Annotated in this window: 17 protein-coding genes and 1 pseudogene; 4 read left to right on the top strand and 14 right to left on the bottom strand. The window is 75.0% G+C overall.

The genetic code is table 11. The annotated features are described in order from the left end of the window. Positions 1-104: 104 nt before the first annotated feature. From BX286_RS32650 to BX286_RS32610, 9 genes are all read right to left on the bottom strand, one after another. Positions 105-476 (bottom strand): hypothetical protein, encoded by a 372-nt coding sequence (locus BX286_RS32650; RefSeq protein ID WP_079423689.1) that lies wholly within the window; start codon positions 474-476, stop codon positions 105-107. Positions 477-533: 57 nt separating this feature from the next. Next, positions 534-947, bottom strand: a complete 414-nt coding sequence (locus BX286_RS32645; protein WP_121017273.1) for a DUF3040 domain-containing protein — start codon at positions 945-947, stop codon at positions 534-536. A gap of 397 nt (positions 948-1,344) precedes the next feature. Continuing rightward, entirely contained in the window at positions 1,345-1,971 is a 627-nt protein-coding gene (locus BX286_RS32640) for a hypothetical protein (RefSeq protein ID WP_121017271.1), read from the bottom strand. 204 nt (positions 1,972-2,175) lie between these two features. Next, the gene (locus BX286_RS32635) at positions 2,176-4,869 is read right to left on the bottom strand and encodes a SpoIIE family protein phosphatase (protein WP_398898853.1); all 2,694 of its coding nucleotides are present in this window, start codon (positions 4,867-4,869) and stop codon (positions 2,176-2,178) included. 119 nt (positions 4,870-4,988) lie between these two features. Beyond that, positions 4,989-5,690 carry a ribonuclease H gene (locus tag BX286_RS32630; RefSeq protein WP_079423696.1) on the bottom strand — a complete coding sequence of 234 codons (702 nt, stop codon included), beginning with the start codon at positions 5,688-5,690 and terminating at the stop codon, positions 4,989-4,991. Positions 5,691-5,738: 48 nt separating this feature from the next. Next, complete coding sequence (locus tag BX286_RS32625; protein WP_159036873.1) at positions 5,739-6,980, bottom strand: MFS transporter; 1,242 nt, start codon at positions 6,978-6,980, stop codon at positions 5,739-5,741. After that, complete coding sequence (locus BX286_RS32620) at positions 6,973-8,292, bottom strand: condensation domain-containing protein (protein ID WP_079423700.1); 1,320 nt, start codon at positions 8,290-8,292, stop codon at positions 6,973-6,975. Before BX286_RS32620 ends, BX286_RS32625 begins: the two co-directional genes overlap by 8 nt. 12 nt (positions 8,293-8,304) lie before the next feature. Beyond that, complete coding sequence (locus tag BX286_RS32615; protein ID WP_159036874.1) at positions 8,305-8,553, bottom strand: acyl carrier protein; 249 nt, start codon at positions 8,551-8,553, stop codon at positions 8,305-8,307. Then, positions 8,550-10,439: an amino acid adenylation domain-containing protein gene (locus BX286_RS32610; RefSeq protein WP_148710320.1), complete on the bottom strand. Its 1,890-nt coding sequence runs from the start codon at positions 10,437-10,439 to the stop codon at positions 8,550-8,552. Before BX286_RS32610 ends, BX286_RS32615 begins: the two co-directional genes overlap by 4 nt. A gap of 59 nt (positions 10,440-10,498) precedes the next feature. On the opposite strand from BX286_RS32610, the gene BX286_RS32605 reads away from it, so the two are divergent. Next, positions 10,499-11,248, top strand: coding sequence for an HAD family hydrolase (locus BX286_RS32605; protein ID WP_159036875.1), 750 nt, complete (start codon positions 10,499-10,501; stop codon positions 11,246-11,248). An 8-nt stretch (positions 11,249-11,256) separates the two neighbouring features. Here the strand turns inward: BX286_RS32605 and BX286_RS32600 are convergent, their stop codons facing one another. Genes BX286_RS32600 through BX286_RS32585 form a run of 4 tightly spaced genes read right to left on the bottom strand, consistent with a single transcriptional unit; the run spans position 11,257 to position 18,263 of the window. Beyond that, positions 11,257-12,702 (bottom strand): SDR family NAD(P)-dependent oxidoreductase, encoded by a 1,446-nt coding sequence (locus tag BX286_RS32600; protein ID WP_079423708.1) that lies wholly within the window; start codon positions 12,700-12,702, stop codon positions 11,257-11,259. Next, entirely contained in the window at positions 12,695-15,157 is a 2,463-nt protein-coding gene (locus tag BX286_RS32595; RefSeq protein ID WP_121017265.1) for an HAD-IIIC family phosphatase, read from the bottom strand. Before BX286_RS32595 ends, BX286_RS32600 begins: the two co-directional genes overlap by 8 nt. Continuing rightward, a complete protein-coding gene (locus tag BX286_RS32590; RefSeq protein ID WP_100864644.1) occupies positions 15,157-16,989 on the bottom strand; it encodes an aminotransferase class I/II-fold pyridoxal phosphate-dependent enzyme in 1,833 nt (610 codons plus the stop codon). The genes BX286_RS32595 and BX286_RS32590 overlap by 1 nt, the downstream gene beginning before the upstream one ends. Further along, positions 16,986-18,263 carry an FAD-dependent oxidoreductase gene (locus tag BX286_RS32585; protein ID WP_079423715.1) on the bottom strand — a complete coding sequence of 426 codons (1,278 nt, stop codon included), beginning with the start codon at positions 18,261-18,263 and terminating at the stop codon, positions 16,986-16,988. The genes BX286_RS32590 and BX286_RS32585 overlap by 4 nt, the downstream gene beginning before the upstream one ends. Positions 18,264-18,492: 229 nt before the next feature. Here BX286_RS32585 and BX286_RS32580 point away from each other — a divergent pair, with 229 nt between their 5' ends. Continuing rightward, positions 18,493-19,461 carry a glycosyltransferase family 2 protein gene (locus tag BX286_RS32580; RefSeq protein WP_187344244.1) on the top strand — a complete coding sequence of 323 codons (969 nt, stop codon included), beginning with the start codon at positions 18,493-18,495 and terminating at the stop codon, positions 19,459-19,461. Positions 19,462-19,538: 77 nt separating this feature from the next. Here BX286_RS32580 and BX286_RS32575 read toward each other — a convergent pair whose 3' ends face one another. Further along, positions 19,539-20,777 carry an acetyl-CoA carboxylase biotin carboxylase subunit family protein gene (locus tag BX286_RS32575; RefSeq protein WP_079423719.1) on the bottom strand — a complete coding sequence of 413 codons (1,239 nt, stop codon included), beginning with the start codon at positions 20,775-20,777 and terminating at the stop codon, positions 19,539-19,541. A gap of 342 nt (positions 20,778-21,119) precedes the next feature. Here BX286_RS32575 and BX286_RS38135 point away from each other — a divergent pair. Both BX286_RS38135 and BX286_RS32570 read left to right on the top strand, forming a co-directional pair. Then, positions 21,120-21,191 (top strand): annotated as a pseudogene (locus tag BX286_RS38135) (hypothetical protein); the annotation flags it as partial. Between the two features lie 83 nt (positions 21,192-21,274). Next, positions 21,275-21,775, top strand: a complete 501-nt coding sequence (locus BX286_RS32570) for a substrate-binding domain-containing protein (protein WP_261993577.1) — start codon at positions 21,275-21,277, stop codon at positions 21,773-21,775. Positions 21,776-21,810: the final 35 nt, after the last annotated feature.

Here is a 21,810-nt window from a genome sequence, read left to right as displayed (position 1 = left end):
GGCGGGTCCGGCCCGGTGCGGGGGCGCAGGCGGGCGGCGGTGTCACTCGAAAGCGGCCCGGCCGGGGGCCAGTCGGCCCCGGGGGGACGGCCGGCGGGGTGCCGTCAGAGCCGGTCTTCCATGCCGATGGCGTCCTCCAGGTCCTGGTGGGCCTCGCTCCAGTCGCCCTCCTGCTGCTCCAGGAGGGCGGCGGCGATGGCGTCGAGCTTGCGCTGGATGGCGTGTTCGGCCCGGCGTTCGGAGTTCTTCAGCAGGGCCAGCAGCAGGAGCGACAGGGCGCCCATAGCGTCGCCCGCCAGGTGCTGCCACTCCACCGGCAGCCGGGCCACGTGGACGGCGGCGAAGCCGGCCACCAGGGTCACGCAGAGCAGCAGGAAGGCCGCGGAGCTCGTGAAGTTCGAGGCCAGTTCGGCCAGGGTCTCGAAGCGGCCGCGGCGGCCCGTGCCGGTCTTCTTCGCGGGGTGCTCGAAGGTCATGCACGGCGCCTGCCCGCCGGCCGTCCCGGCAATCCCGGGCCCGGCCCGGGGGGGCACTCAGCCGCCGCGCCGGCACCAGCGGCGCACCAGGACGAACAGCCCGGCCAGGGTGGCCGCGTACGAGAAGGTGAAGGCGGCGATGAGGGCGGGCTCGGAGGTGGCGACGGCGAGGGGCAGGAGGGCGAGGGCGGCCACGGCCATGGCGCAGACCGTGCCGGTCAGCGCGCCGTGGCGGGCGCCGCGCGGCCGGCCGGCCGGGTCGGGTTCCTGGGGGAAGAGGCGGGTGCCGAACGTCATGGCGCGGTCGAAGCGCGGGTCCGCGCGCAGGGCGCGTTCGATCGCGGTCAGGGCCCTTCGCTCCCGGTGCGAGAGTCCGCTGCCGTCCATCACGGCCTCCTGCGCGTCGGCGGCCGGCTCGCGCCGGCTCGCGGGGCTGTGGCCGGGCGTCTTCCCCGCCGCCACGGCGGCCATGCGCGCCTGGGGCGGGGCCGGGGGGTGTCCCGGGCGGCCGTCGGCCGAGGACGTGGTGCCGGCGCCGGTACGTGCCGGGGGGCATGCCCGGGCGGGCGCTCCCGGGGCCGGAGCGCGTGACGGCCCCAGGGCCTGTCGTCAAAGTCCCGTCGTCGCCCGGAGGGCGGCCCCGCGGCGTCTGGTGCGTGCTCCCGGTGCGGCGAGAGTGCGTGCCTGGGGGCACCTCCCAGCGGTAGCCGGGGGAGCGTCGCGGGGCAGACGGGACTTTGCCGACAGGCCCCAGGCCGGGCTCAGCGCCGGTGGCGGGACCGGACACCACGGCATAACGCGCCCGGGACGGGCACGCCCGTGCCGGCGCTCCCGGGCGCCGGGCATCCGCGGGGGGCCCGGGCCGGGCTCAGCGGTAGTGGGCCGCCGCCTCCGCGAAGGGGACCGCCTGCGCGGGTACGGACGCCAGCAGGGCGACCCAGGAGCCGTCCGTGAACTCCAGGTCCATCCGGCCCCGCTGGAGCACGCCCGTCGGCCGGGCGCGCACGGCGGCGACGGCCGAGCGGGGTGCCTCCCAGTACTCCTTCATCACGGGCGTCGACTGCCACAGGTGCGAGACGTCGGTGAGGCCGAACCAGCGCCGGTCGGTGACGGCGAGGACGCCGGTGACCGAGCCGCGGGCTCCGGCCCGGCTGATGAGGAAGCGCCCGGCCGTGCTCTCCCAGCCGCCCTCCATGCTCTTGCCGTGCATCAGGCGGGTGCCGAGCTGGTCCACGGCGTCCGGCAGCCGGTCCACGGCGGCGGCCGCAGCCGGCCGCGAACGCCGGGGGTCGATCACCCGGGTCCGCACCAGCTGCGCCAGCGGCTTGGGCAGCTTCGCCTCGATGCGGCGGTGGAGGGAGGAGGGATCGGCCGGGGGCAGCAGGTCCTCGGGCGGGGTGGGTACGCCCGGTCCGAGCTCGTACGCGCACACGGCGACAAGGTGCTCCCCCGCACGCAGGAAGGGTCGGACCTGTTCGCGCCTGTCCTCGGTCAACGGGCGTGCTCCTGTCGTGCGTAGGGCCGGTGGTAACCGGTGCGGTGCCGCCGGGATGGTCGTGCCCGGCGTTCCGGATTCTCCCTTATGGGCCACCGCGGATGATCATCGGGGGGCCTCGGAAGGGATACCCGGAAGGGGTACCGGCGGTAAGCCCGTGCGGGGGCGCGCGGGTGGGGCGGAGCGGGCCCCTCCCGGGGCCCCTCAGAGGGGTTCGGCGTCCAGGAGGAAGGCCGTCGGATCCGCCTCCGCGCCCTCGCCGGAGCCGGGCGGCGCCAGCTCCGCCCAGATGACCTTGCCGCCGGCGGTGTAGCGGGTGCCCCAGTGCTCACTGAGCTGCGCCACCAGGAACAGGCCGCGTCCGCCCTCGTCGGTGGTGGCGGCGTACCTCAGGTGCGGGGCGTTGCTGCTGCCGTCCCAGACCTCGCAGGTCAGGCCGTGGTCGTGGAGCAGCCGCACCCGTACCGGGCCGCTGCCGTGGCGCAGGGCGTTGGTGACCAGCTCGCTGAGGATCAGCTCCGTGGCGAAGCCGAGCCCGGGCAGGCCCCAGTCCTCCAGGGTGCGGGCGGCCGCGCTGCGGATCTCGCCGACCGCGCTCGGTTCGAGCGGGACGTCCCACTGGGCGACCCGGTCCGCGCCGAGGGTCCGGGTCCGGGCGACGAGGAGGGCCACGTCGTCGGCTGGGCGGGCGGGCAGCAGCAGGTCGAGGATGTCCCGGCAGGTCTCGCGCGGGTCGCCGTCGGAGCCGCTCAGCGCGGTGCGCAGCAGTTCCAGCCCCTCGCCGATGTCCCGGCCGCGCTCCTCGATCAGCCCGTCGGTGTACAGGACGAGCCGGCTGCCCTCCGCCAGTTCCAGTTCCGCCGTCTCGAAGGGCATGCCGCCGAGCCCGAGCGGGGGCCCGGCCGGCAGGTCCACGATCTCGGTGGTGCCGTCGGGGGCGGCCACCAGGGGCGGGAGGTGTCCGGCGCGGGCCAGCGTGCAGCGCCGGGAGACCGGGTCGTATACGGCGTACAGGCAGGTCGCGCCGAGGACGGAGCCGGTCGCGCCGTCGCCCTCGTCGTCGTGGTCGATGCGCTGGACCAGGTCGTCCAGGCGGGCGAGGATCTCGTCCGGGGCGAGGTCGAGCGAGGAGAAGTTGTGCACGGCGGTGCGCAGCCGTCCCATGGTCGCGGCGGCGTGCAGTCCGTGTCCGACGACGTCCCCGACGACCAGCGCGACCCGGCAGCCCGGCAGCGGGATCACGTCGAACCAGTCCCCGCCCACCCCGGACTGCGCGGGCAGGTAGAAGTGCGCCACGTCCACGGCGCTCTGCTCGGGCAGGGCGCGCGGCAGCAGGCTGCGCTGGAGGGTGACGGCGAGGGCGTGCTCGCGGGTGTAGCGGCGGGCGTTGTCCATGCTGACGGCGGCGCGGGCGACGAGTTCCACGGCCAGCGACAGGTCGTCCTCGTCGAAGGGCTCGGGCTTGCGCGAGCGCCAGAAGTTGACCACGCCGAGGACCACGCCCCGGGCGGTGAGCGGGGCCGCGATCAGGGAGTGGATCCCGTAGTCGATGATGGCGCGGGTGCGAGGGGGGTCCTGGGCGAGCCAGCCCGGTTCGGCCGAGAGGTCCGGCACCAGCTCGGCCTCGCCGGTGCCGTAGCCGCGCGCCTGGGGGGTGGAGGGCAGGAAGTCGATGAGCAGGCCGCGGGGGTAGAGGGGGTGGTCGGCGCGGATGCCGCTGACCGCGGTGCGGCGCATGTCGGCGCCCGGTCCGGGTTCGTCCCCGTCGAGGACCGGTTCGGCCAGGTCGACCGTGGCGAAGTCGGCGAAGCGGGGGACGGCGACGTCGGCGAGCTCCTCGGCGGTGCGGACCACGTCGAGGGTGGTGCCGATGTCGCCGCCCGCGTCGTAGAGCAGCTTCAGGCGGCGGCGGGCGGTCTCCGCGCGGCTGGTCAGGACCCGCATCTCGGTCGAGTCGCGGATGGTGACCGCCGTGCCGCCGTCGGCGCGGCCGCGGGGGTGGGTGCGCCGCTGGTTGACGACGAGCAGCCGCTCGCCGGTCTCCAGCACCTCGTCGGTGGCCACCCGGCCGGAGAGCAGCAGGTCCGCCATCCGGTGGTCCAGGCCCGGTACGTCCCCGACGTGGCGGCCGTCGGCGTCGTCGGGCAGGCCGAGGAGCCGTTTGGCCTCGTCGTTGGCGAGCAGCAGCCGCCCGTCCCCGTCGATGATCAGCACCCCTTCGCGGACGGCGTGGAGCACCGCGTCGTGGTGTTCGTACATGCGGGTCATCTCGAGCGGGCCCAGCCCGTGGGTCTGCCGGTTCAGCCGTCTGCTGATCAGGGCCGTGCCGGCGGTGGCCAGGGCCAGGGTGGCGGCGATGGAGAGCAGGATGACGGGGAGCTGGCGGTTGACGACGCCGGTCACGTTCTTGACGGTGAGGCCCGCCGACACCAGGCCGACGACCTTGCCGTCGGCCGCGGTGACCGGCACCACCGCCTGGATCTCCTTGCCGAGTGGGCCGTCCACGCTCTCGGTGTACGTGTGCCCGGCGAGGGAGGGGCCGATGGTGCCGACGAACCGTTTGCCGATGCGGTCCGGCTGGGGGTGGGTGTAGCGGATGCCGTGGGTGTCCATGACCACGATGAAGTCGACCCCGGCGTCCTTGCGGGTCCGTTCGGCGAGCGGCTGCAGGACGGCCGAGGGGTCGGGGGACTTCAGCGCCGCCTGGAGGCCCAGGGAGTGGGCGAAGGTCTGCGCGACGGCCACGGACCGGTTGCGGGCCTCGCGGTCGACGTCGTGCCGCGACTGGAGGACCAGCGCCAGCAGCGCACCGGCTGCGAGCAAGACCACGATCGCCACCTGGAGGACGAATACCTGTCTGGCGACGCTTCTGGATCGGCTGCCTAGAGGTGACCGCACCGACGTGCCCGGCACGGGTGGCGAGAAGGGGTCACGCACCCAGTTGTAGCACTTCCGGGCGCCCACGGCGCCCGGCGCGGCGGCGCGCCGGGCGTGATGTCGCCGCGGGGCCCGTCCGGTCAGGCGGGAGCGGCGGCGGAACGGCAGTCGGGGTGGCCCCAGCGGGTCCCCAGCTTGGCGATCTTCTCGCCCGCCGCGTACGGCTGCCCGCAGGGGCAGGTGCCGCGGAACTTCGCGGTGATGGTGCGTGCGCCGGAGGAGCGGGCGGGGGCGCTCCCGGGGGCCGTCCGGCGGGCCGGGGCCGTGCGCGCGGGGGCCGTGCGGGCCGGGGCGGGCACGGGGAGGGCGGTGGCGCCGTGGGCGGTGCCGGCGGGTTCCTGGCTGACGGCGGCGTCGCTGGCCGCCTGGTCGGCGATGGCGTTCAGGTGGTCGCCGCCCTCCTGGTGGGCCGGGACGTAGCGGAATTCCACGTCCCGGGCGGCCAGCAGGGCGTCGATGCTCTCGACGAGCTCGCGGTTGGCGACGGGCTTGCCCGCGGCGGTCTTCCAGCCGTTGCGCTTCCAGTTCGGCAGCCACTGGGTGACGGCCTTCATGGCGTACTGGGAATCCATCCGCACCTGGAGCGCGGTACCGGGCTCCACGGCCTCCAGCAGGCGCTGGAGGGCGGTGAGCTCGCCGACGTTGTTGGTGGCCCGCCCCAGGGGGCCGGCCTCCCAGCGCTCGGGCCGGCCCTCGGCGTCCGCGATGACCCACGCCCATCCGGCCGGGCCGGGGTTTCCCTTGGCCGCCCCGTCACAGGCGGCGATGATGCGATCAGACATCCCCCGATCTTGCCCTATCCCGGGGGCGCGGACGGCCACCGGACCGGATCACGGCACCGGCTGCCGGGCGGCGGGCTCCACGGCCGGGCCGCGGCCGGCCCTGCCGACCAGGCCCGCCGCCGTGGCGACGAAGGCGAGGGCCTGCACGACGCCCGCGCCGGCGAAGAGGGCCGCCGGGGCGAAGGCGGCGGCCACCCAGCCACCGAGGAGGGCGGCCGGGAGGATCGCGGCGAAGGAGACCGCCCGGTTGACGGCCACCACGCGGCCCATGAACTCGGCGTCCACCACTTTCTGCCGGTACGTGAACCAGCCCACCACGATCAGCGAGGTCGCCGCGCCCGCCACCGCCCAGGCCGGGGCCAGGAGCCGGACGTCCGCGGTGAGGGCCGGGGCGAGCAGGGAGGCGGCGAGCGCGCCCATCCCGACGGTCAGCAGCCGGCCCTCGCTGTGGCGCCCCAGGAGCCGGGGCACGACGGCCGCGCCCGCCACCGCGCCGGCGCCCTGCGCGGCGACGACCAGGCCGAGGACGAAGCTGGACTGCCCCGTCGCCTCGGTGACCACGTACACCAGGTTCGCCTCGACGGCGTGCACGGCGAAGTTCGTCAGGGTCAGCAGGATGGTCCCGGACCGGAGCACCGGTTCGGCGAACAGCAGCCGGAACCCGGTCAGCAGGTCCGGGCCCATCCCGCGCAGCGCCTCGCGCAGCGGGGCCGTGGCGGCCGTCGCCGGGGCGGCGGCGGTGAGCAGGATGAGCACGGCGGACAGGGCGAAGGACACCGCGTTGACCCCGCTGGCCGCCGCCGGCCCGAGGAAGGCGACCACGCTGATGCCCGCGATCGGGCCGAGCATGTTCAGCAGGCTCTCCGACCCCTGGACCCACGCGTTCATCACCGCCCGCCGCTCCTCGGGCACCCGTTCCATCAGGAAGCCCTGGAAGGCGGGGAAGTACAGCGGTCGCATGCAGGCCAGGACGAACGCGGCCGTGTACACCGCGGACACCGGCGGGCTGTCCAGCAGGCACAGCAGGCCGATGCCCGCGACCACCACGGCCGAGGCCAGATCGCAGCCGGTCATCAGCCGGCGCCGGTCCACCCGGTCCGCGACCACCCCGCTGAACAGCCCCACCAGGACGTACGGGACGAACTCCAGCGCGTAGGTGAACGCGGCCAGGAAGGCCGAGTCGGTCAGCTGGAGCACCAGCATCGGCATCGCGAAGCGGAACACCCAGTCCCCGCAGGTGGAGACGATGTACGCGGCGCGCAGCAGGATCTCGTCGCGGCGCTCAGGCACGGGGGCCGTCCAGCGGCAGCAGCGGATCGTCCACGACGGCCTCCAGCAGGGAGACGATCCGGTCCAGCAGGCCGGTGACGAAGGCGGCGGGCAGCCGGTCCGCCTGGTAGTAGGCGGTCAGCGCCAGCTCGTCGCCGCCCGCCTCGCCGACGAGCATCAGCTCGCTGCGCGGGCGGAACCCCTCGTCGGACAGCGGGAACGGGGTGGTCACGGCGGGTGCCAGGTCGAGACCCTCCCCGTGGAGCTGGGCGTACAGCATGTTGAGGACCACGCCGATGGGGGCGTCCGGGTCGGCGTACTCGCCGGGGTTGAAGGCCTTGACCAGCTCGGCGAAGGGGACGGCGGCGTTCTCCTGGGCGTCGAGGCTGTCCCCGCGCACCCGGCGCAGCGCGTCCCGGAAGGTGCCGGCGCCCGCCAGGTCGCTGCGGACGACGAGGAGCTCGGCCAGCGGGGCCACCAGGTTCTCGCGGCCCTCGGTCTCCCGGTTGTAGACGTTGACGGCCACGGCCTGCTCGTCGCGGCCGGTGGACTCGCGCAGCGCGACGTCCAGGGCGCACAGGACCAGCATGAACAGCGTGACCCGCTCCCGGGCCGCGAACTTCCTGATGTCGTCGACGAGGCCCGACGGCAGCCGGCGCGCCTCGTAGCCGCCTTCCGGCGCGGCGCCGGGCTCCCGCTTGGGGACCTCCAGCCTCGGTATGGCGCCCGGGCCGGCCAGGCGCTCGCGCCAGAAGGACATCATCCGCTCGCCCTCGGGGCCGGCCAGCAGGCCGTTCTGCTCGCGGACGTGGTCCTGGTAGGTGTACGCGACCTCGGGGAGCCCGGGCTCCCGTCCTGCGGCCAGGGCGCCGTAGAGGACGGAGAGCTCCTGGGTCAGGACCCCGCGCGCCCAGCCGTCCACCACCAGGTGGTCGAAGACGAGGACGACGAAGTGGTCCTCGTCCCCGACGCGCACCACGCTGACCCGCAGGCGTTCGTCCCGCTCCGCGGGCAGCGGCCGGTCCGCCTCGGCCCGTACCCGGGCGACCGCCGCCGCCTCGTCCCCGGCGGCGTCGTGGAAGGCGGCGCGCAGGGTGACGGCGGGGTGGACGCTCTGCCGGCCGGGCCCGTCGAAGCGGGTGCGCAGGGCCTCGTGGCGCTGCGCCAGCCGGTCCAGCGCCTCGTCGAGCACGGGCAGCCGCAGGGGGCCGCGGACCCGGTAGGCCTGGGAGATCGTACGGACGGAGGGCACGCCCAGGGCGCGGCTGCGCTCGTCCATCAGCAGCCGGCCCTCCTGGTAGCTCAGGGTCGGCAGGGACAGTGGTGCGGACATCTGCTGGGGCTCCTAGGCGGGGGTGCGGTCGGTGTCGGCGCGCTCGGCGACCAGGTCGGCGAACTCGCCGAACTCGGGGTACTCCAGGACCTCGCGCATGGTGACCTTGACGCCGAGGGCGGCCTCCAGCCGGGCCACCATCTGGGTGGCCAGCAGGGAGTGGCCGCCGAGGAGGAAGAAGTCGGACTCCTCGTCGATGCCGGTGCCGAGGACCTCGGACCAGATCCGGGCGACGGTCTCCCGTACGGACGACGTGCTCATCGGGGCTCGCATTCTCCGGCGCGCAGCCGGTTTCGGTCGGTCTTTCCGTTGGCGGTCAGCGGAAGGCTGTCGATGACGATGTAGCGGGCGGGGACCAGGTAGCCGGGCAGGACGGCGCGCAGGCCCGCGCGCACGGCCTTGGCCAGGGCGCGGTCGTCGCCCTCGATGTAGGCGGCGAGCCGCTTCCCGCCGAGGGGGTCGGTCTCCACCAGGACGCAGGCCCCGCGGACGCCGGGCTGGGCCAGGACGGCCTGTTCGATCTCGCCGGGTTCGATCCGGTGGCCGTTGATCTTGACCTGGCCGTCCTCGCGGCCCAGGAACTCCAGTGCTCCGTCGGGCCGGAACCGGGCGAGGTCGCCGGTGCGGTAGCAGCGGACGCCGCGCAGCCGGCCGGTGGCGGGCACCGGGAAGGCGCGGGCGGTCAGCTCGGGCCGGCCGAGGTAGCCGGCGGCCAGGCCTTCGCCGGCCGCCCACAGTTCGCCGGGGACGCCCGGCGGGACGGGGTGGCCGCCGGGGTCGACCACGTAGACGCGGGTGCCGCGGACCGGGGTGCCGATGGGCACGGTGGCCGCTCCGGGCGGGGGCGGTTCGCTGATCGGCGCGCAGCAGGTGAAGGTGGTGTTCTCGGTGGGTCCGTAGCCGTTGACCACCGTCAGCGCGGGGTGGCGGGCGAGTACGGCGGAGACGTGGTGGGGGGAGACGACGTCGCCGCCGGTGAACAGTTTCCGCACCCCGGCGAAGGCGTCCGGGCGGTGCTCGGCCAGCTGGTGGAAGAGCCCGGCGGTGAGCCACAGGGCGGTGACGCCCCGTCCGGTGACCAGGTCGGCCAGTTCCGTCAGGGTGAGCGGGCCGGCGGGGGCGATCTCCAGGCGGGCGCCGCGGGCCAGGGTGCACCACACCTCCAGCAGCGCCGCGTCGAAGGTGGCGGGCGCCAGGTGCAGGACGGTGTCGCCGGGGCCGAAGTCGATGCGCGCGTCGCGGGCGAGGCGGGCGATGCCCCGGTGGGTGAGCCTCACGCCCTTGGGCCGGCCGGTGGAGCCGGAGGTGTACATCACCGTGGCAGTCTCGGGGGCCGGAGGCACCGGGGGCCCGGCGGCGGGGGTGATGCCGCGGATGGAGAGGGCCGCGCCCAGGGGCGGCCGCGGGCCGTCGCCGTCGGTCAGGGTGAGGACGACGCCGGGTCCTTCCAGCATCAGGCGCAGCCGTTCGTCCGGGTAGGCCGGGTCGAGCGGGACGGCCGTGGCCCCGGCCAGGGCCACGGCCACGGTCGCCGCGACGGCCCCGGGACCGCGTTCGAAGAGCAGGCCGACGGCGTCGCCGGGGCGGACGCCCCGGGCCGTGAGCTCCCGGGCGATGCCTCCGGCGTACTCCAGGAGTTCGCGGTAGGTCAGGGTGGTGCCCGGGGCCGAGAGGGCGACCGCGTCGGGCTGCCGGCGCGCCCAGTCGGCGAACATCCGGTACGCGGGCTCCCCGACCGGTTCGGTGTCCTCGCCGGACCAGGCCGACAGCAGCTCCCAGTCGGCCCCGTCGGTCAGGTCCAGGTCGCCGAGGGGGCGTTCGGGCTCGGCGAGCGCGGCGGCCGCGAACCGGTCCGCCCGCTCGGCGAGGACGGCGGCGATGTCCTCGGGAACGCCGTCGAGGGCGAACTCCGCCGCCCCGTCGGGGAGGCGGACGGCGGACGGCCCTTCGGCGGGGGCGCGGAGCAGGCCCGCGGCGAGGGGCCCGTGCGCGGTGCGGACCAGCCGGGCCGTGAGCGCGGCGCAGGCGGCGCCGAGGAGCCGCTCGGCGGTGGTGCCCGCCGTTGCGGCGAGCGCATCGGCCGCCGCGACGGTGTCCGCGTCCAGCCGTACCAGCCGGGTGGTGTGCCCGGTCACGCTCGACGGCATGTCCAGTCCCTTCCCCTACGATCTTGAAAAATGCTGACATCCGACCGAGGGAGCAGGCCTTGACCACCCTGATCGTCTTCGACATCGACGGCACGCTGCTGCGCAGCGTCGCCCCCCACCAGGCCGCGTTCGCCGCGGCGTTGCGGGACTGCGGGCTCACGGACGTCGACTCGGCGTGGGGCGGGTACACCCACCACACGGACTCGTGGATCTTCCGCGAGGTCTTCCGGCACCACACGGGCCGGCTCCCCGACGAGGCGGAGCGCGGACGGTTCGCCGGTCTGCTGCACGAGCACTTCCTGGCCGCCACCGCCCGCGAGGGTGTGGAGGAGATACCGGGCGCCGGGTCCTTCCTGCGGGCCCTCTCCGCCGACGACGGGTACGCGGTGGCCTTCGCCACCGGCGGTCTGCGCGAGGTCACCGCGGCCAAGCTGGCGCCCCTGGAGGGGGGTGCGGCCGGGCCGGTGTCCACCGCGAGCGAGCACACCTTCCGCGAGCACCTGGTGCGCGAGGCCGTCCACCAGGCCGTCGAGCGGGCCGGGGGCGGTTTCGAGCGGGTGGTGTGCGTGGGCGACGGGCCGTGGGACGTACGGGCCGCGGTGGCGACGGGCAGCGAGTTCATCGGCATCGGCCCGGCCACGACGCCGTTCGGCGACTGGTTCCCGCGCACCCACCTGTTCGGCTCGTTCGACGAGGTCGACCCCGCGGCCGACTTCACCCTCGTTCCGCCGCCCGGCCGGGTGCCCGCCGAGCCGGGCGGCGACAAGGTGTTCGCCGCCCGCCCGGCGCAGTGCCCCTGCTGGAGCTGATCGCACGCTCACGCCGCGGCCCGCTGTTCCACGGTCCGGCACAGCTGGTCGAAGCGGCCCGCGCCGGTGAGGCTCGCGGCGGGCAGGCGCACACCGAACTCCTCCTCGACGGCGAGCACGATCTGCAGCTGCGCCAGGGAGTCCCAGCCGGGGGTCAGACCGACCCCGCCGCCGCGCACGTCGGCGGCGGGGCCCAGCACCCGGCGTACGGCGGCTTCGACCCGGTCGGCGACCCCGCCCGGTGCGGCGGCCGGGCCGGGGACGGAGGGGGTCTGCGGAGCACCGGCCGGGGCGGCCCCGGCGGAGCGGGGGGCGTCGGGTGCGTCCTCGCGGCCGCCGTCGAGGGCGAAGCGGGCGGTCCCGTCCGGGGTGAGCCACAGCCGCCGCGCGGGGGCGCCGGTGTCCTCGGCCTCGGCGGCGACCAGGTCGGCGACCTCCTCGGGCAGCAGCCCGAGGCCGGCCGGGCGGACGCCGGCCGAGTAGCGGCCCTGGACGTAGCCGGGCTCCACGACGACGGAGCGGATGCCGTGGGCGCCGTGGTGGCGGTCGATGCCGTGCAGCACGCTCTCGGCGGCGGCCTTGCCCGCGACGTAGTCCGACCAGCCGCGCGGGTGGTAGCGGACGGCCTCCGAGCCGATCAGGACGAAGCAGCCGCGCTGGCGCAGCAGCATGCCGTCGAGGACCGCGTCGGCCAGGTCGCGCAGGGCCGCGTAGCCGACGTCGAGGTGCTCGCGGTACCCGGCCGCCAGCGGCGCGGCCGCCGCGTGCACGACGAGGGCCGGCTCCAGGGCGGCGAGTTTCGCGGCGGCGGCCTCGCGGGCGGCGGGGTCGGCCAGGTCGGCCGTCACCGAGTGCACGGTGACCCCGGCGCGCTCGCAGTCGGCGACGACTTCCCCGGCGCCGCCCCGGTGGACCAGCGCGAGGTCCCAGCCGCGGCCCGCCAGGGCCCGGGCGACGGCGGAGCCGATGTCCCCGGCCGCGCCGGTGACCACGGCGGTGCGGGGCGCGCCGGCGGGGACCAGGCGGCCGCCGGTGGTCTCGTCGGGGCGCGGGCGCGGGGCCCGCACGGTGGTGCGCACCTCGCCGTCGAGGACGACCTCGCGGTCCTGGTACGCCAGCACCCGGCAGGTGAACACGCCGGTGGCGGGGCTCACCGACAGCACGCGCAGGGAGTAGTGGACGGGGCGGTCGAAGGCGACGGCGCGCACGGGCCGGAACTCGGTGCCGAGGATGACGGCGCCGGGGCCGGGCAGCACCATGCCGATGAGCGCGGAGACGGGGCCCAGCGTCATCACGAGCGGGACGATGGGGGTTTCGAACTCGGTCTCGGCGGCGTGTGCGGTGTCGTGGTGGATCGGGTTGTGGTCACCGGTCACGGCGGCGAAGGCCTCGAACTCGGCGGCCGTGAAGGTGTGGCTGCTGTGGGCGCTGTCGCCCGGTGTGACGTCATGCACGGTGGTTCTCCGCCTCGGTGTGGTCGGCGACGTCCAGCCACGCCGGGGCGTGGTGCTCGCCGGTCAGGTCCAGTCGCCAGGTGCCCTCGGCCGCTCCCGGGCCGAAGCCCGCGTCCGCGAAGACGGTGCGGCAGGGCGCGTTGCGCTCGGTCGGGGTGACGAGCCCGTGCAGGCGGGTGCGTCCCGCGGCGGCGAGGGAGGCCGCCAGCCAGCGCAGCGCGCCCGTCTCGACGCCCCGCCCCAGCACGCGGCAGGAGAGCAGGTAGCTGTCGACGGTGGTCTCGCCGCCCTCGTGGGTGAGCACCAGCAGGCCCAGGTCCTCGCGTGCGCTGAAGCGGTCGGCGACGCCCAGGACGAGGACGTCCGAGTCGGGCGCGGCGGCCAGCCGGCGCAGTTCGGCCCGGGTGTGGCGGCGGGTGGTGGTGTTGAACTGGTTGGTCTTGGCGCACAGTTGCTCGGCTCGTGCCGTGTTGCCCTCGGTCAGGGGGCTGATGTGCAGGGTGGTGCCGAGCGAGGCGTAGAAGTCCTCGATGCGCTCGAAGCCGGCGCGCCGGCGCTCGACCTGGGCGCGGGCCCGGTACTGCTCGGTGCGGCGCCGGTCGGCCTCGGTCACGTTGAACACGGTGGTGTGGGGGTCGTCGAGGAGCGCGTCCGCGTACCCGGCGGGGTCCTCCGGCAGCTCCGGGACGATCACCTGCGGCAGGAACTCCCTCACGCGGGCCCGCTCGACGGGGTTGTCGTCGAGGAACAGCACGTTGGCCAGGCCCACGTTGAGGCGTGCGGCGATGTCGGCGATGGCCTCGGCCTTGGGGCGCCAGCTGATCTCGGTGGCGACGAAGTCCTCCTCGCGCAGCACCATCCCGGAGTGCTCGCGGATGGCGCGCAGGGCGAGGTCCTCGTCGTTCTTGCTGCTGATGGCGAGGGCCACGCCCTGGTCGCGCAGGGCCTTGAGGGCGTGCTGGAGCCGGGCGTGGGCGTTTCCGGGGTGGTCGGTGCCGACCTGGATGCCGTCGATGCCGTCCTCGCCGACGACGCCGTGCCACAGGGTGTTGTCGAGGTCGGTGACGATGACGCGGGCGGTGCGGCCGGTGACGGAGAGGGTGAGGCCCCAGAACCTGCGGGCCAGGGCGCGGCTCAGGGCCGCCCCGTGGGGGACCCGGCCCACCAGCCACAGCCGCTGGTCGACGAGGGGGCCGCCGCCCGTGCGGGCGATGACCTCGGGCAGGTCGACGACGTGGACGTGGTCGTGGCCGTCGAGGGCTTCGCGCAGCAGCCGGTCGGCCTCGCGCCACAGGGGCCCGGTGTCGGCGGCGGAGGGCTGCAGGGGGGCGAAGGAGAGCACGAAGACGGGCCGGTCGGTGGTCGCCGCGTAGGCGCGGACCAGGCCGGTGTAGTGGTCCACGGCCCCGGCGAGGCGTTCGCCGTCGCCCGGGCCGAGGGTGTCGGTGGAGAGGACGTCCTCCAGCCGGTCGGTGAAGAAGGAGGCGTGCGGGGTGAACCGGCGCAGGGCGGAGCCCGGGTCGTGGACCTCGCGGGCGAGGGTGCCGTACTCGGGGACGTGGAGGGTGTACGGGGCGCGGCCGAGGATCCGCCTGCCCTCGGCGGCCGTCTGCGCGGCGAGGACCTCCAGGTTGCGCGTGCCGAGCAGGGCCATCCGCACGGGCTCCGCGGCCAGTTGGCGGGCCCGGTGCTCGATCACCCGGGGTTCGCGGAGCAGGACGTACGGGTCGGCCCCGATCAGCTCCCCGCAGACGCGGGCGAGGTCGGTGACGGACACCGATTCCACGGCGGCGTCCCACAGACCCGTGCGGGCGAGCAGGCCGTCGGCGCGCAGCCGGTCGAAGACGGGGGCGAAGTCCAGGACCGAGTCCAGGGCGGTGTCGCGGACGATCATCTCGAGGTCGAGGGGCACCGGCCCGGCACCGAAGTCCGCCGTGCCGCTCACCGTCATCGGATGGCGGTACGGGACCTTCGCCAGTTCCTCGTAGCGGTGGACCTGGGTGCAGGAGTTCCAGTCGGCCCCGAGGGTGACGATGCGCGCGGCATGGCGTTCGAAGACCTCGAAGACGGTGCCGGCCCCGAAGGCCGTGTCGCCGGGGCAGGCGGTCAGCTCGTCGGCGAGGGGGCCGGCGACGGCGAAGGAGTACACCGGGTGGGGGGTCCGGCGTACCTCGGGCAGGTCCAGGAACCACTGCACCAGGACGCCGGTGTTCGGGGCGGAGGTGCGGTGGTGGTACTCCTTGGTGCGGCAGAACTCGAAGGTGACGGCCGGCAGGGCCACCGTGACGCCCTCGGCGACCAGCGCCCGCAGGGCGGCGAGGAGGTCGCCGCGCAGCCCTTCGGCGGGTGTGCGGAAGGCGAACAGCGAGGAGTGCAGCACCACGAGGCGGTCGTCGGGGCCCAGGACGGACTTCAGTGCGGCCAGGAGTTCGTCGCGGCGGGAGGCGTGGCGCATCAGGAGGCTCCCGTGGCCAGCGGGTGGGGCTCGCCGACCAGCACTTCGGCAAGGGCTTCGGCCAGGCGCCGGTTCTCCTGCGGGGCGCGGCAGGCCACCCGCAGGTAGCGGTCGCCGTCGGGCATGGACTTGCCGCCGCAGTCCTTGACGAGGATGCCGTGTTCGGCGAAGGTGCGGCGGACCACCTCGTGGGCGGAGGCGCCCGCGGGCAGGCGCAGCATCACGTAGTTGGCGTCCGGGGGGTAGACGGTGACGCCGGGCAGTTCGCCGAGGAGGCCGGCGAGTTCGTCGCGGTCGCGGCGGACCCGGTCGCAGCTGGAGGCGAAGGCGTCCCGGTAGCGGGGCAGCAGGCGCAGGAAGGATTCGGCGAAGCCGTTGACGTTCCAGATGGGCAGGGCGGCGCGGACGTCGGCGACGAAGGCGGTGTCGGCCGAGAGCAGGTAGCCCAGGCGCAGTCCGCCGATGCCGTACACCTTGCTCATGCTCTTGACGACGGTCAGGCCGGGCAGTTCGGCGAGGTCGGGCTCCAGGCTGTGCCCGGGTGCGCAGAAGTCCACGAAGGACTCGTCCACGACGAGCCGGATCCCGTCGTCGGCCAGCAGGCGGGCGAGGGTGACGAGGTCGGCGCGCGGGACCGCCATCGAGGTGGGGTTGTTGGGCGAGGTGATGATCACGGAGCGGACGCCGGCCCGCCGTGCCTCTCCGGCCACCCGTTCCGGATCCATGGTGAAGGCGGGGGCGGGCAGGTGGATGCGGTGGACGTCCGCCTCGTCGAACACGGCCTCGTACTCGTTGAAGCCGGGGACGACGAGCGCGGTGCGCCCGGCCAGCCTGCCGAGGATCTTGATGAGTTCGGAGGCGCCGTTGGCGACGACGAGGCGTTCGGCGGGCTGGCCTATGGCGGCGCCGAGCAGCTGCTGGAGCGCGCCGTGGCCCACGGGGTAGTGGACGAGGGCGTCGCGGAAGTCCCGGGCCAGTTCGTCCACCAGGGGGGCCGGGGGGAAGTACAGGTTGTAGAGGAGGCGGTGGTCGACCAGGTCGTAGCGCCAGTAGCCGCCGTGGAGGTTCTCCAGGAGGGCGAGCCGGTCCTCGGAGTCCGCGAAGAGGTATTCGGCGGCGGCGTGGTCGGTGAGGTCGTCCACCTCGTACCAGCGCAGGTGCGCGCAGTCGACGGCGTGGAGCGGGAAGCGCCCGGCGGTGACGGTGTCGGCGAGGACCAGTTCGTAGTAGGCGCCGTGGCCGCCGTCGGCGATGAGGGCTTCCAGGGCCGGGACGAACTCCTCGCGCAGGTAGCGGGCGCGCAGCAGGTGCACGTTGGCGGTCTTGTAGGTGCCGGCCAGGTCGATCTCGGGGCCCTGCTGGGCGGGCAGCAGCATCGCCGAGACGGTGCCGGCCGCGTCGAGGGTGACGACGGTTCCGTTCATGCCGGGGCGGTGCGGGGCCACGGCGGTGGCCACCTCCGCGTCGGCGGCGGCCAGGGCGAGGGGCAGTCCGGGGTCGAAGACCACGTCGCCCTCGACGAGGTAGACGTCCCGGTCGAGCTGTTCGCGGGCCAGCCACAGGGAGTAGGCGTTGTTGGTGGTGCGGTAGGCGTCGGACTCCACGTAGGTCACGGCCATGCCGGCGTGCGTGTCGCCGACCGCCGCGCGCACCTCGTCGGCGAGGTAGCCGACGACGAGGACGGTCTCGCGGACCCCGGCGGCGGCCAGGTGGTCGAGGGTGCGCAGCAGGATGGGCCGGCCGGCCACCGGGAGCAGCGGCTTGGCGTGGTGGAGTCCGAGGCGTCGGCCGAGCCCGGCGGCCAGGACGACGGCCTTGGTAGGCCTGTTCATGAGTGGGTCTCCCCCGTGGTCGCTTCGTGCATCAGGTCGTCGAGGACGATTTCGCCGATGTCGTGCTGGTAGAGCCAGACGCCGTCCGCTCTGCGCGTGTAGCTCGGTTCGCCGCCGATGTCGGCGGAGGGGGCCAGCCCCGCGCCCAGCCCGTAGGCGAGGAGCCGGGGGTGGGCGGTGCCGTGGACGTCGACGAGGTGGCCGCGGTCGGTGACCAGCGTGCCGGTGGGGCCGGTGGCGGGGACGAGCGGCGTGCCGTCGGCGTGGCCCAGGGGCGGCAGGTCGGCCTCGAAGCCGTTGGCCATGACGATGACGTCGGCTTCGGCGAGCGCCTTGTGGGCGGCCTCGGTGTCCTGCGGGTCCCCGGCGCGCAGGAGCCGTACGGGCGCCGGGGCGGCGCCGGGGAGGCCGAGGGCGGCCCGGGCCAGTTCGTGGGCGCGGCCGCGCAGGCCCCCGTAGCGGTTGACGCGGCCGTTGAGGGGACAGACGTCGAGGACCGGATCGAAGGGGTAGCCGTCGGCGCGCGCGGCGTCGGCTCCGTCGTAGAAGAGCCGCAGGCCGGTGCGGTGGACGACGGTGACCGTGTCCGTCCCCCCGGCCAGCAGCAGGTCGACCGCCGACCAGGCGCTGTGCGATCCGCCGACCACCACGGCCTTGCCGCGGGCGGCGGGCGGGGTGTGGCGGGCGTCGATCAGCGACGAGGAGTGGCACACCTTGTCCCGGTACGGCGCGAGTTCCAGGCCGGGAACCACCTCGGCGTCGGCGTAGCCGCCGAGCGGGCGGCCTCCGGTGGCCAGCACCGCGCGGCGTGCGGTGAGTTCGAGGCCCGCGCCGGTGGTGACGGCCACCCCGTCGGCGGTGAGCCGGACGGCCTCGGCCCGGTCGGTGAACACGGCGCAGCGCGGATGTGCCTCCAGCAGGCCCGTCACGACGGTGCCGAGCCGGGTGAGGAAGGGCGCGACCACCGAGAGCGGCGGGTGCTCGTCGGCGTGCTCCCTCAGCAGCCGGGTCTCGGGCAGGTCGTGGAGAGCGGCGAAGGGCCCGGTGGCGGGGAGGCCGTCGAGGCACTCCAGGAAGGGGCCGCCGAGGGAGTTGGCGCCGATGCGGTAGTGGGCGAGGCCCCCGGGGCCCACCGGGCCGGGCTCGACCAGCGCGACGCCCCGGTCGAGCAGCGCGTCGAGCCGGCCGGAGCGGGCGGCGGCGATGATCGGGCCGAGCGCTGCGGGTCCTCCACCGCAGAACACCAGGCCGAAGTACTGGTCGGCAGACGGCAAGAGAGATTCCCCCAAGAACATGGTCAACAGGTCCCGCCGCATAACCGTCTGTGCCAACCGACGAGTTGGGCCGGGATTTTCTGGACTGATCGCCAAATAAACCAAACACGGGGTGAACGGGTTGTCAAGACCAATTGTCCAGGGCGCCTTGAATGGCCATGTGCCGTATCCGGCGGGATAGTTGACAATCCTGTGCTTGAATGTGCCACTCGACGAAAGGGAGCGTGCGGTGGCCAAGGTCAGCATCTGTGTGCCGGTGTACAACCGGCCCGTGGAAGTGGAGCGTGCGATACGCAGCGCTCTCGACCAGACGTATAGCGACATTGAAGTGGTCGTGGTCGACAATGCGAGCACGGATGACACCTGGGACGTCATCAGGAAATTGGCCGATTCCGATGCCCGGGTGCGCGCGTACCGCAATGACGAACTGCTGCCGCGGGTCCGGAACTGGCGGCGTGCGCTCGAATTGAGCGAGGGTGAATACGTCAAGCTGCTCTTCTCCGACGACTGGATATCGCCGGAGGCGGTCGCCCGTTCGGTGGAGGTCCTCGACCGGGATCCGGCCGTCGGTTTCGTGTTCACGGCGATGACGTGGCACTACGAGCGGCCCAAGACGTTCTACCGGCGGCGCGAGGGCCGGATGTCCTCGCTGGAGTTCCTGGTGCGGTCGGCGACGGTCGAGGACCAGGTGCCGGTCAGCGCCTCCTGCACCCTGATGCGCCGGGCCGACCTGCTCGAGGTCTTCCAGGACGAGCTGCCGAGCAACCTGCCGTTCGAGTTCACCCACGGCCTCGGGCTCGACGGCACCCTCCTGTGGCGGGTCGCCGACCGCTACCCGCGCCTGCACCACCTCTCCGCCGATCTGGCCCACTCCGCCGACCCGCACGCGGGCGAGCCGAACACGCGCATGCAGATCGGCGCGGAGCGGCACGAGATGATGTGGTGGGCCTACCGCAACGCCTTCGCCCAGACGCTGCTGGTCTCGCGGCGGCCCGCGCACCAGCTGCGCGCCCTGCGGACGGCCCTGCTGGTGTCCTGCGTACCCCTGCGGCCGACGGCGGTGGCGCTGCGCAACCTGCGCCTGTTCCGGATGATGTTCCCGCGGAACTGGTGGGACCTCGCACCGCTGGCGGCGCCGGTACGGGCGCTCGTGGCGCGGCGGCTGCGGGAGCCCCTGGACCCGACGATCCCGCTGTAGCGACCGGGCTCCGTGCCCGAACGTGTCCCGCCGGGCCGGGGGGCGCGGCGGGCCGGGGGGGCAGGCGGGCCGGGGGGTCAGGCGTATTCGAGCCGGATGGCCGCGCCGATGGCCCCGACGGCGGCGCGCAGCCGGTCGTGGTCGGCGGCGGTGCCGTGCACGGTGCCCAGGTGGCCCTCCGTACCGGCGCGCCAGTGCAGGGAGCGGCCGGCGCCGGGGTCGGCCTTGACCTGCCACACCTCCTCCATGGCGGCCACCTCGTCGAGCCCCCGGATCCCCGCGAGGGTGGCCCCCGCGTCGGCGGGCGGCGTCAGGAAGTAGACGAACTCCACTGCGGGGAAGTGCAGTTCCGGGATCTCCAGCGGCAGCCCCAGGGCGGCGCGCAGCGCGGCCCGCAGCAGGTCGAAGCGGGTGGAGCGGCGCAGCAGGGCACCCACGTAGCCGCCCATCCGGCCGTTGACCTCGATCAGCCGGGGGCCGTCGGGGGTCAGCTTGATCTCCACGTGGGTGACCCCGTCGGTGACGCCGAGGGCGCGCAGGGCCGCCCCGGTGAGGCCGAGCACCTGCTCGGCCAGCGGGCCGGGCAGTGCGGCGGGCTGGAACATGCCCGTCTCCCGGAAGGGTTCGGCCAGCGGCAGCTTGCCCGTCACGCACACGTGGCGGACGGCGCCGCCGGAGCTGACCGACTCCACGGACACGTAGTCCCCGAACCCCGGCCCGGCGGCGTCCGGGTCCCCTTCGAGGTACTCCTCCAGGACGAACTCCGCCCCGCCGCCGGCCAGGAACTCCTGCGCCACCGCCACCGCCTGCTCGGCGCTGTCGACCCGGCAGGTGTCCACGCTGCCCGCTCCGGAGCGCGGTTTGACGACCGCGGGCAGCCCGACCTCGGCGAGCGCCGCCGGCACCTGCGCCGCGGTCCGCACCGCGACGCAGCGCGTCGACTGCACCCCGGCCTCCCGCAGCCGGGTCCGCTGCCGCTCCTTGTCGACCAGGACGGCCGCCACGTGCGGCGGGTGGAAGGTCAGCCCGCAGGCCTCGGCCAGCTCCGCCGTGGCGGCGAGCCGGTACTCGCTGAAGGTGGTGATGCCGTCGGGCCGCAGGGCCCGGAGCGCGGAGCGGCGCTCCGCGGGCGACAGACCGGTGACGTCGAGCACCCGGGCCACCTCGGCGAGCCGGGCGGCGGAGCCGGCCGAGCCGGGAAGGTCCTCGTCGCAGACGAACACGACGGAGCACAGCTTGCGGGCGGAGGCCAGGATCTCCACGGAACCGGCCGACCCGCGGTCGAATACCACGGCGAGAAGAGGCAGTGTGCGCATGCCGCCACGCTAGGCAGCCGTCCTGGCCCCGTCCTCGAGCGCCCGTCGAGGCCCCGCCGACCGGGTGTCCACCGCCGGAGGCCCCGGCGGGGTGCGGCGGCCCGCCGGGAGGGGTGCGGGACGGCAGGGCCGAGGCCGGGGTCGGTACCGAGGCCGGGGCCGGTACCGCCAGGGCAGAGGCCGGCTCGCGGTGCGGGGCGGTCCGGCCGAGGTCGCACGCGTGATCCACGCCCCGGACGGCCGTATCATCGAGTCCGCGTCGGCCCCGCTCGCGGAGGGGCCGCACACGCTGGCCGTCCCCCGCGGCGGCCTGGCGTCGCTCACGGTCACGGAAGGACGCCGATGAAGGTAGGGATCACCGACGTCGCGGCCCGCGCGCAGGTCGGCGGGGCGACGGTCAGCCGGGTCGTCAACCGCCGCCAGGGCGTGTCGCGCAAGACCCGGGACGCGGTCGAGCGGGCGATGCCACCGACGACCTGCTCGCCGCCGAGCCGGCGGTGGACCATCTGTACCGGCTGGGCCACCGGCGGATCGGCATGGCCTCCGGCCCGGCCGGCAACCGGCCCGCGGACCGGCGGGTGCAGGGGTTCCTCGACGCCATGGCCCGGCGCGGCATCGAGGATGCCGGGCGCCGGGTGATCCGGCAGTCGTACACCGTGGAGGGCGGGCAGGCCCCCGCGGCCGCGCTGCGGGAGCTCGGCGCCACCGCGATCGCCGCCGCCAGCGGCTGGATGGCCCTCGGCGCGATCCGCCGGATCCGCCGCCAGGGCCGGTCCGTGCCGGGGGACGTGCCGGTGGTCGGCTACGACGGCACGGGCATCACCGAGTTCACCGACCCGCCGCTGACCACCGTGCGGCAGCCGGCGGACCGGCCGGCGCTGGAGGTGGCGCGCGGCGTGCCGGTCCTGGTCGGCAACCGGGACGTGCCCGCGGGGGAGCTGCTCTTCGACCCCGAGCTGGTCATCCGTGCCTCCACCGCCCCGGTCGCCCCCTCCTGACCGCATCTTTCCCGCGCACTCCCCCGACAGACAGG

Origin of the sequence: Streptomyces sp. 3211.6, assembly GCF_003634815.1 — a bacterium.
In the GTDB taxonomy this organism is placed as follows: Bacteria; Actinomycetota; Actinomycetes; order Streptomycetales; family Streptomycetaceae; genus Streptomyces; species Streptomyces katrae_A.
Note: the sequence above shows the minus strand (reverse complement) of the source record. Positions and strands in the feature narration are given on the sequence as shown.

Coding starts and splice junctions, on each gene's coding strand:
- BX286_RS32650 (WP_079423689.1), bottom strand. CDS start 476: ATGACCTTCGAGCACCCCGCGAAGAAGACCGGCACGGGCCGCCGCGGC.
- BX286_RS32645 (WP_121017273.1), bottom strand. CDS start 947: ATGGCCGCCGTGGCGGCGGGGAAGACGCCCGGCCACAGCCCCGCGAGC.
- BX286_RS32630 (WP_079423696.1), bottom strand. CDS start 5,690: ATGTCTGATCGCATCATCGCCGCCTGTGACGGGGCGGCCAAGGGAAAC.
- BX286_RS32620 (WP_079423700.1), bottom strand. CDS start 8,292: ATGTCCGCACCACTGTCCCTGCCGACCCTGAGCTACCAGGAGGGCCGG.
- BX286_RS32615 (WP_159036874.1), bottom strand. CDS start 8,553: ATGAGCACGTCGTCCGTACGGGAGACCGTCGCCCGGATCTGGTCCGAG.
- BX286_RS32610 (WP_148710320.1), bottom strand. CDS start 10,439: ATGCCGTCGAGCGTGACCGGGCACACCACCCGGCTGGTACGGCTGGAC.
- BX286_RS32595 (WP_121017265.1), bottom strand. CDS start 15,157: ATGCGCCACGCCTCCCGCCGCGACGAACTCCTGGCCGCACTGAAGTCC.
- BX286_RS32590 (WP_100864644.1), bottom strand. CDS start 16,989: ATGAACAGGCCTACCAAGGCCGTCGTCCTGGCCGCCGGGCTCGGCCGA.
- BX286_RS32575 (WP_079423719.1), bottom strand. CDS start 20,777: ATGCGCACACTGCCTCTTCTCGCCGTGGTATTCGACCGCGGGTCGGCC.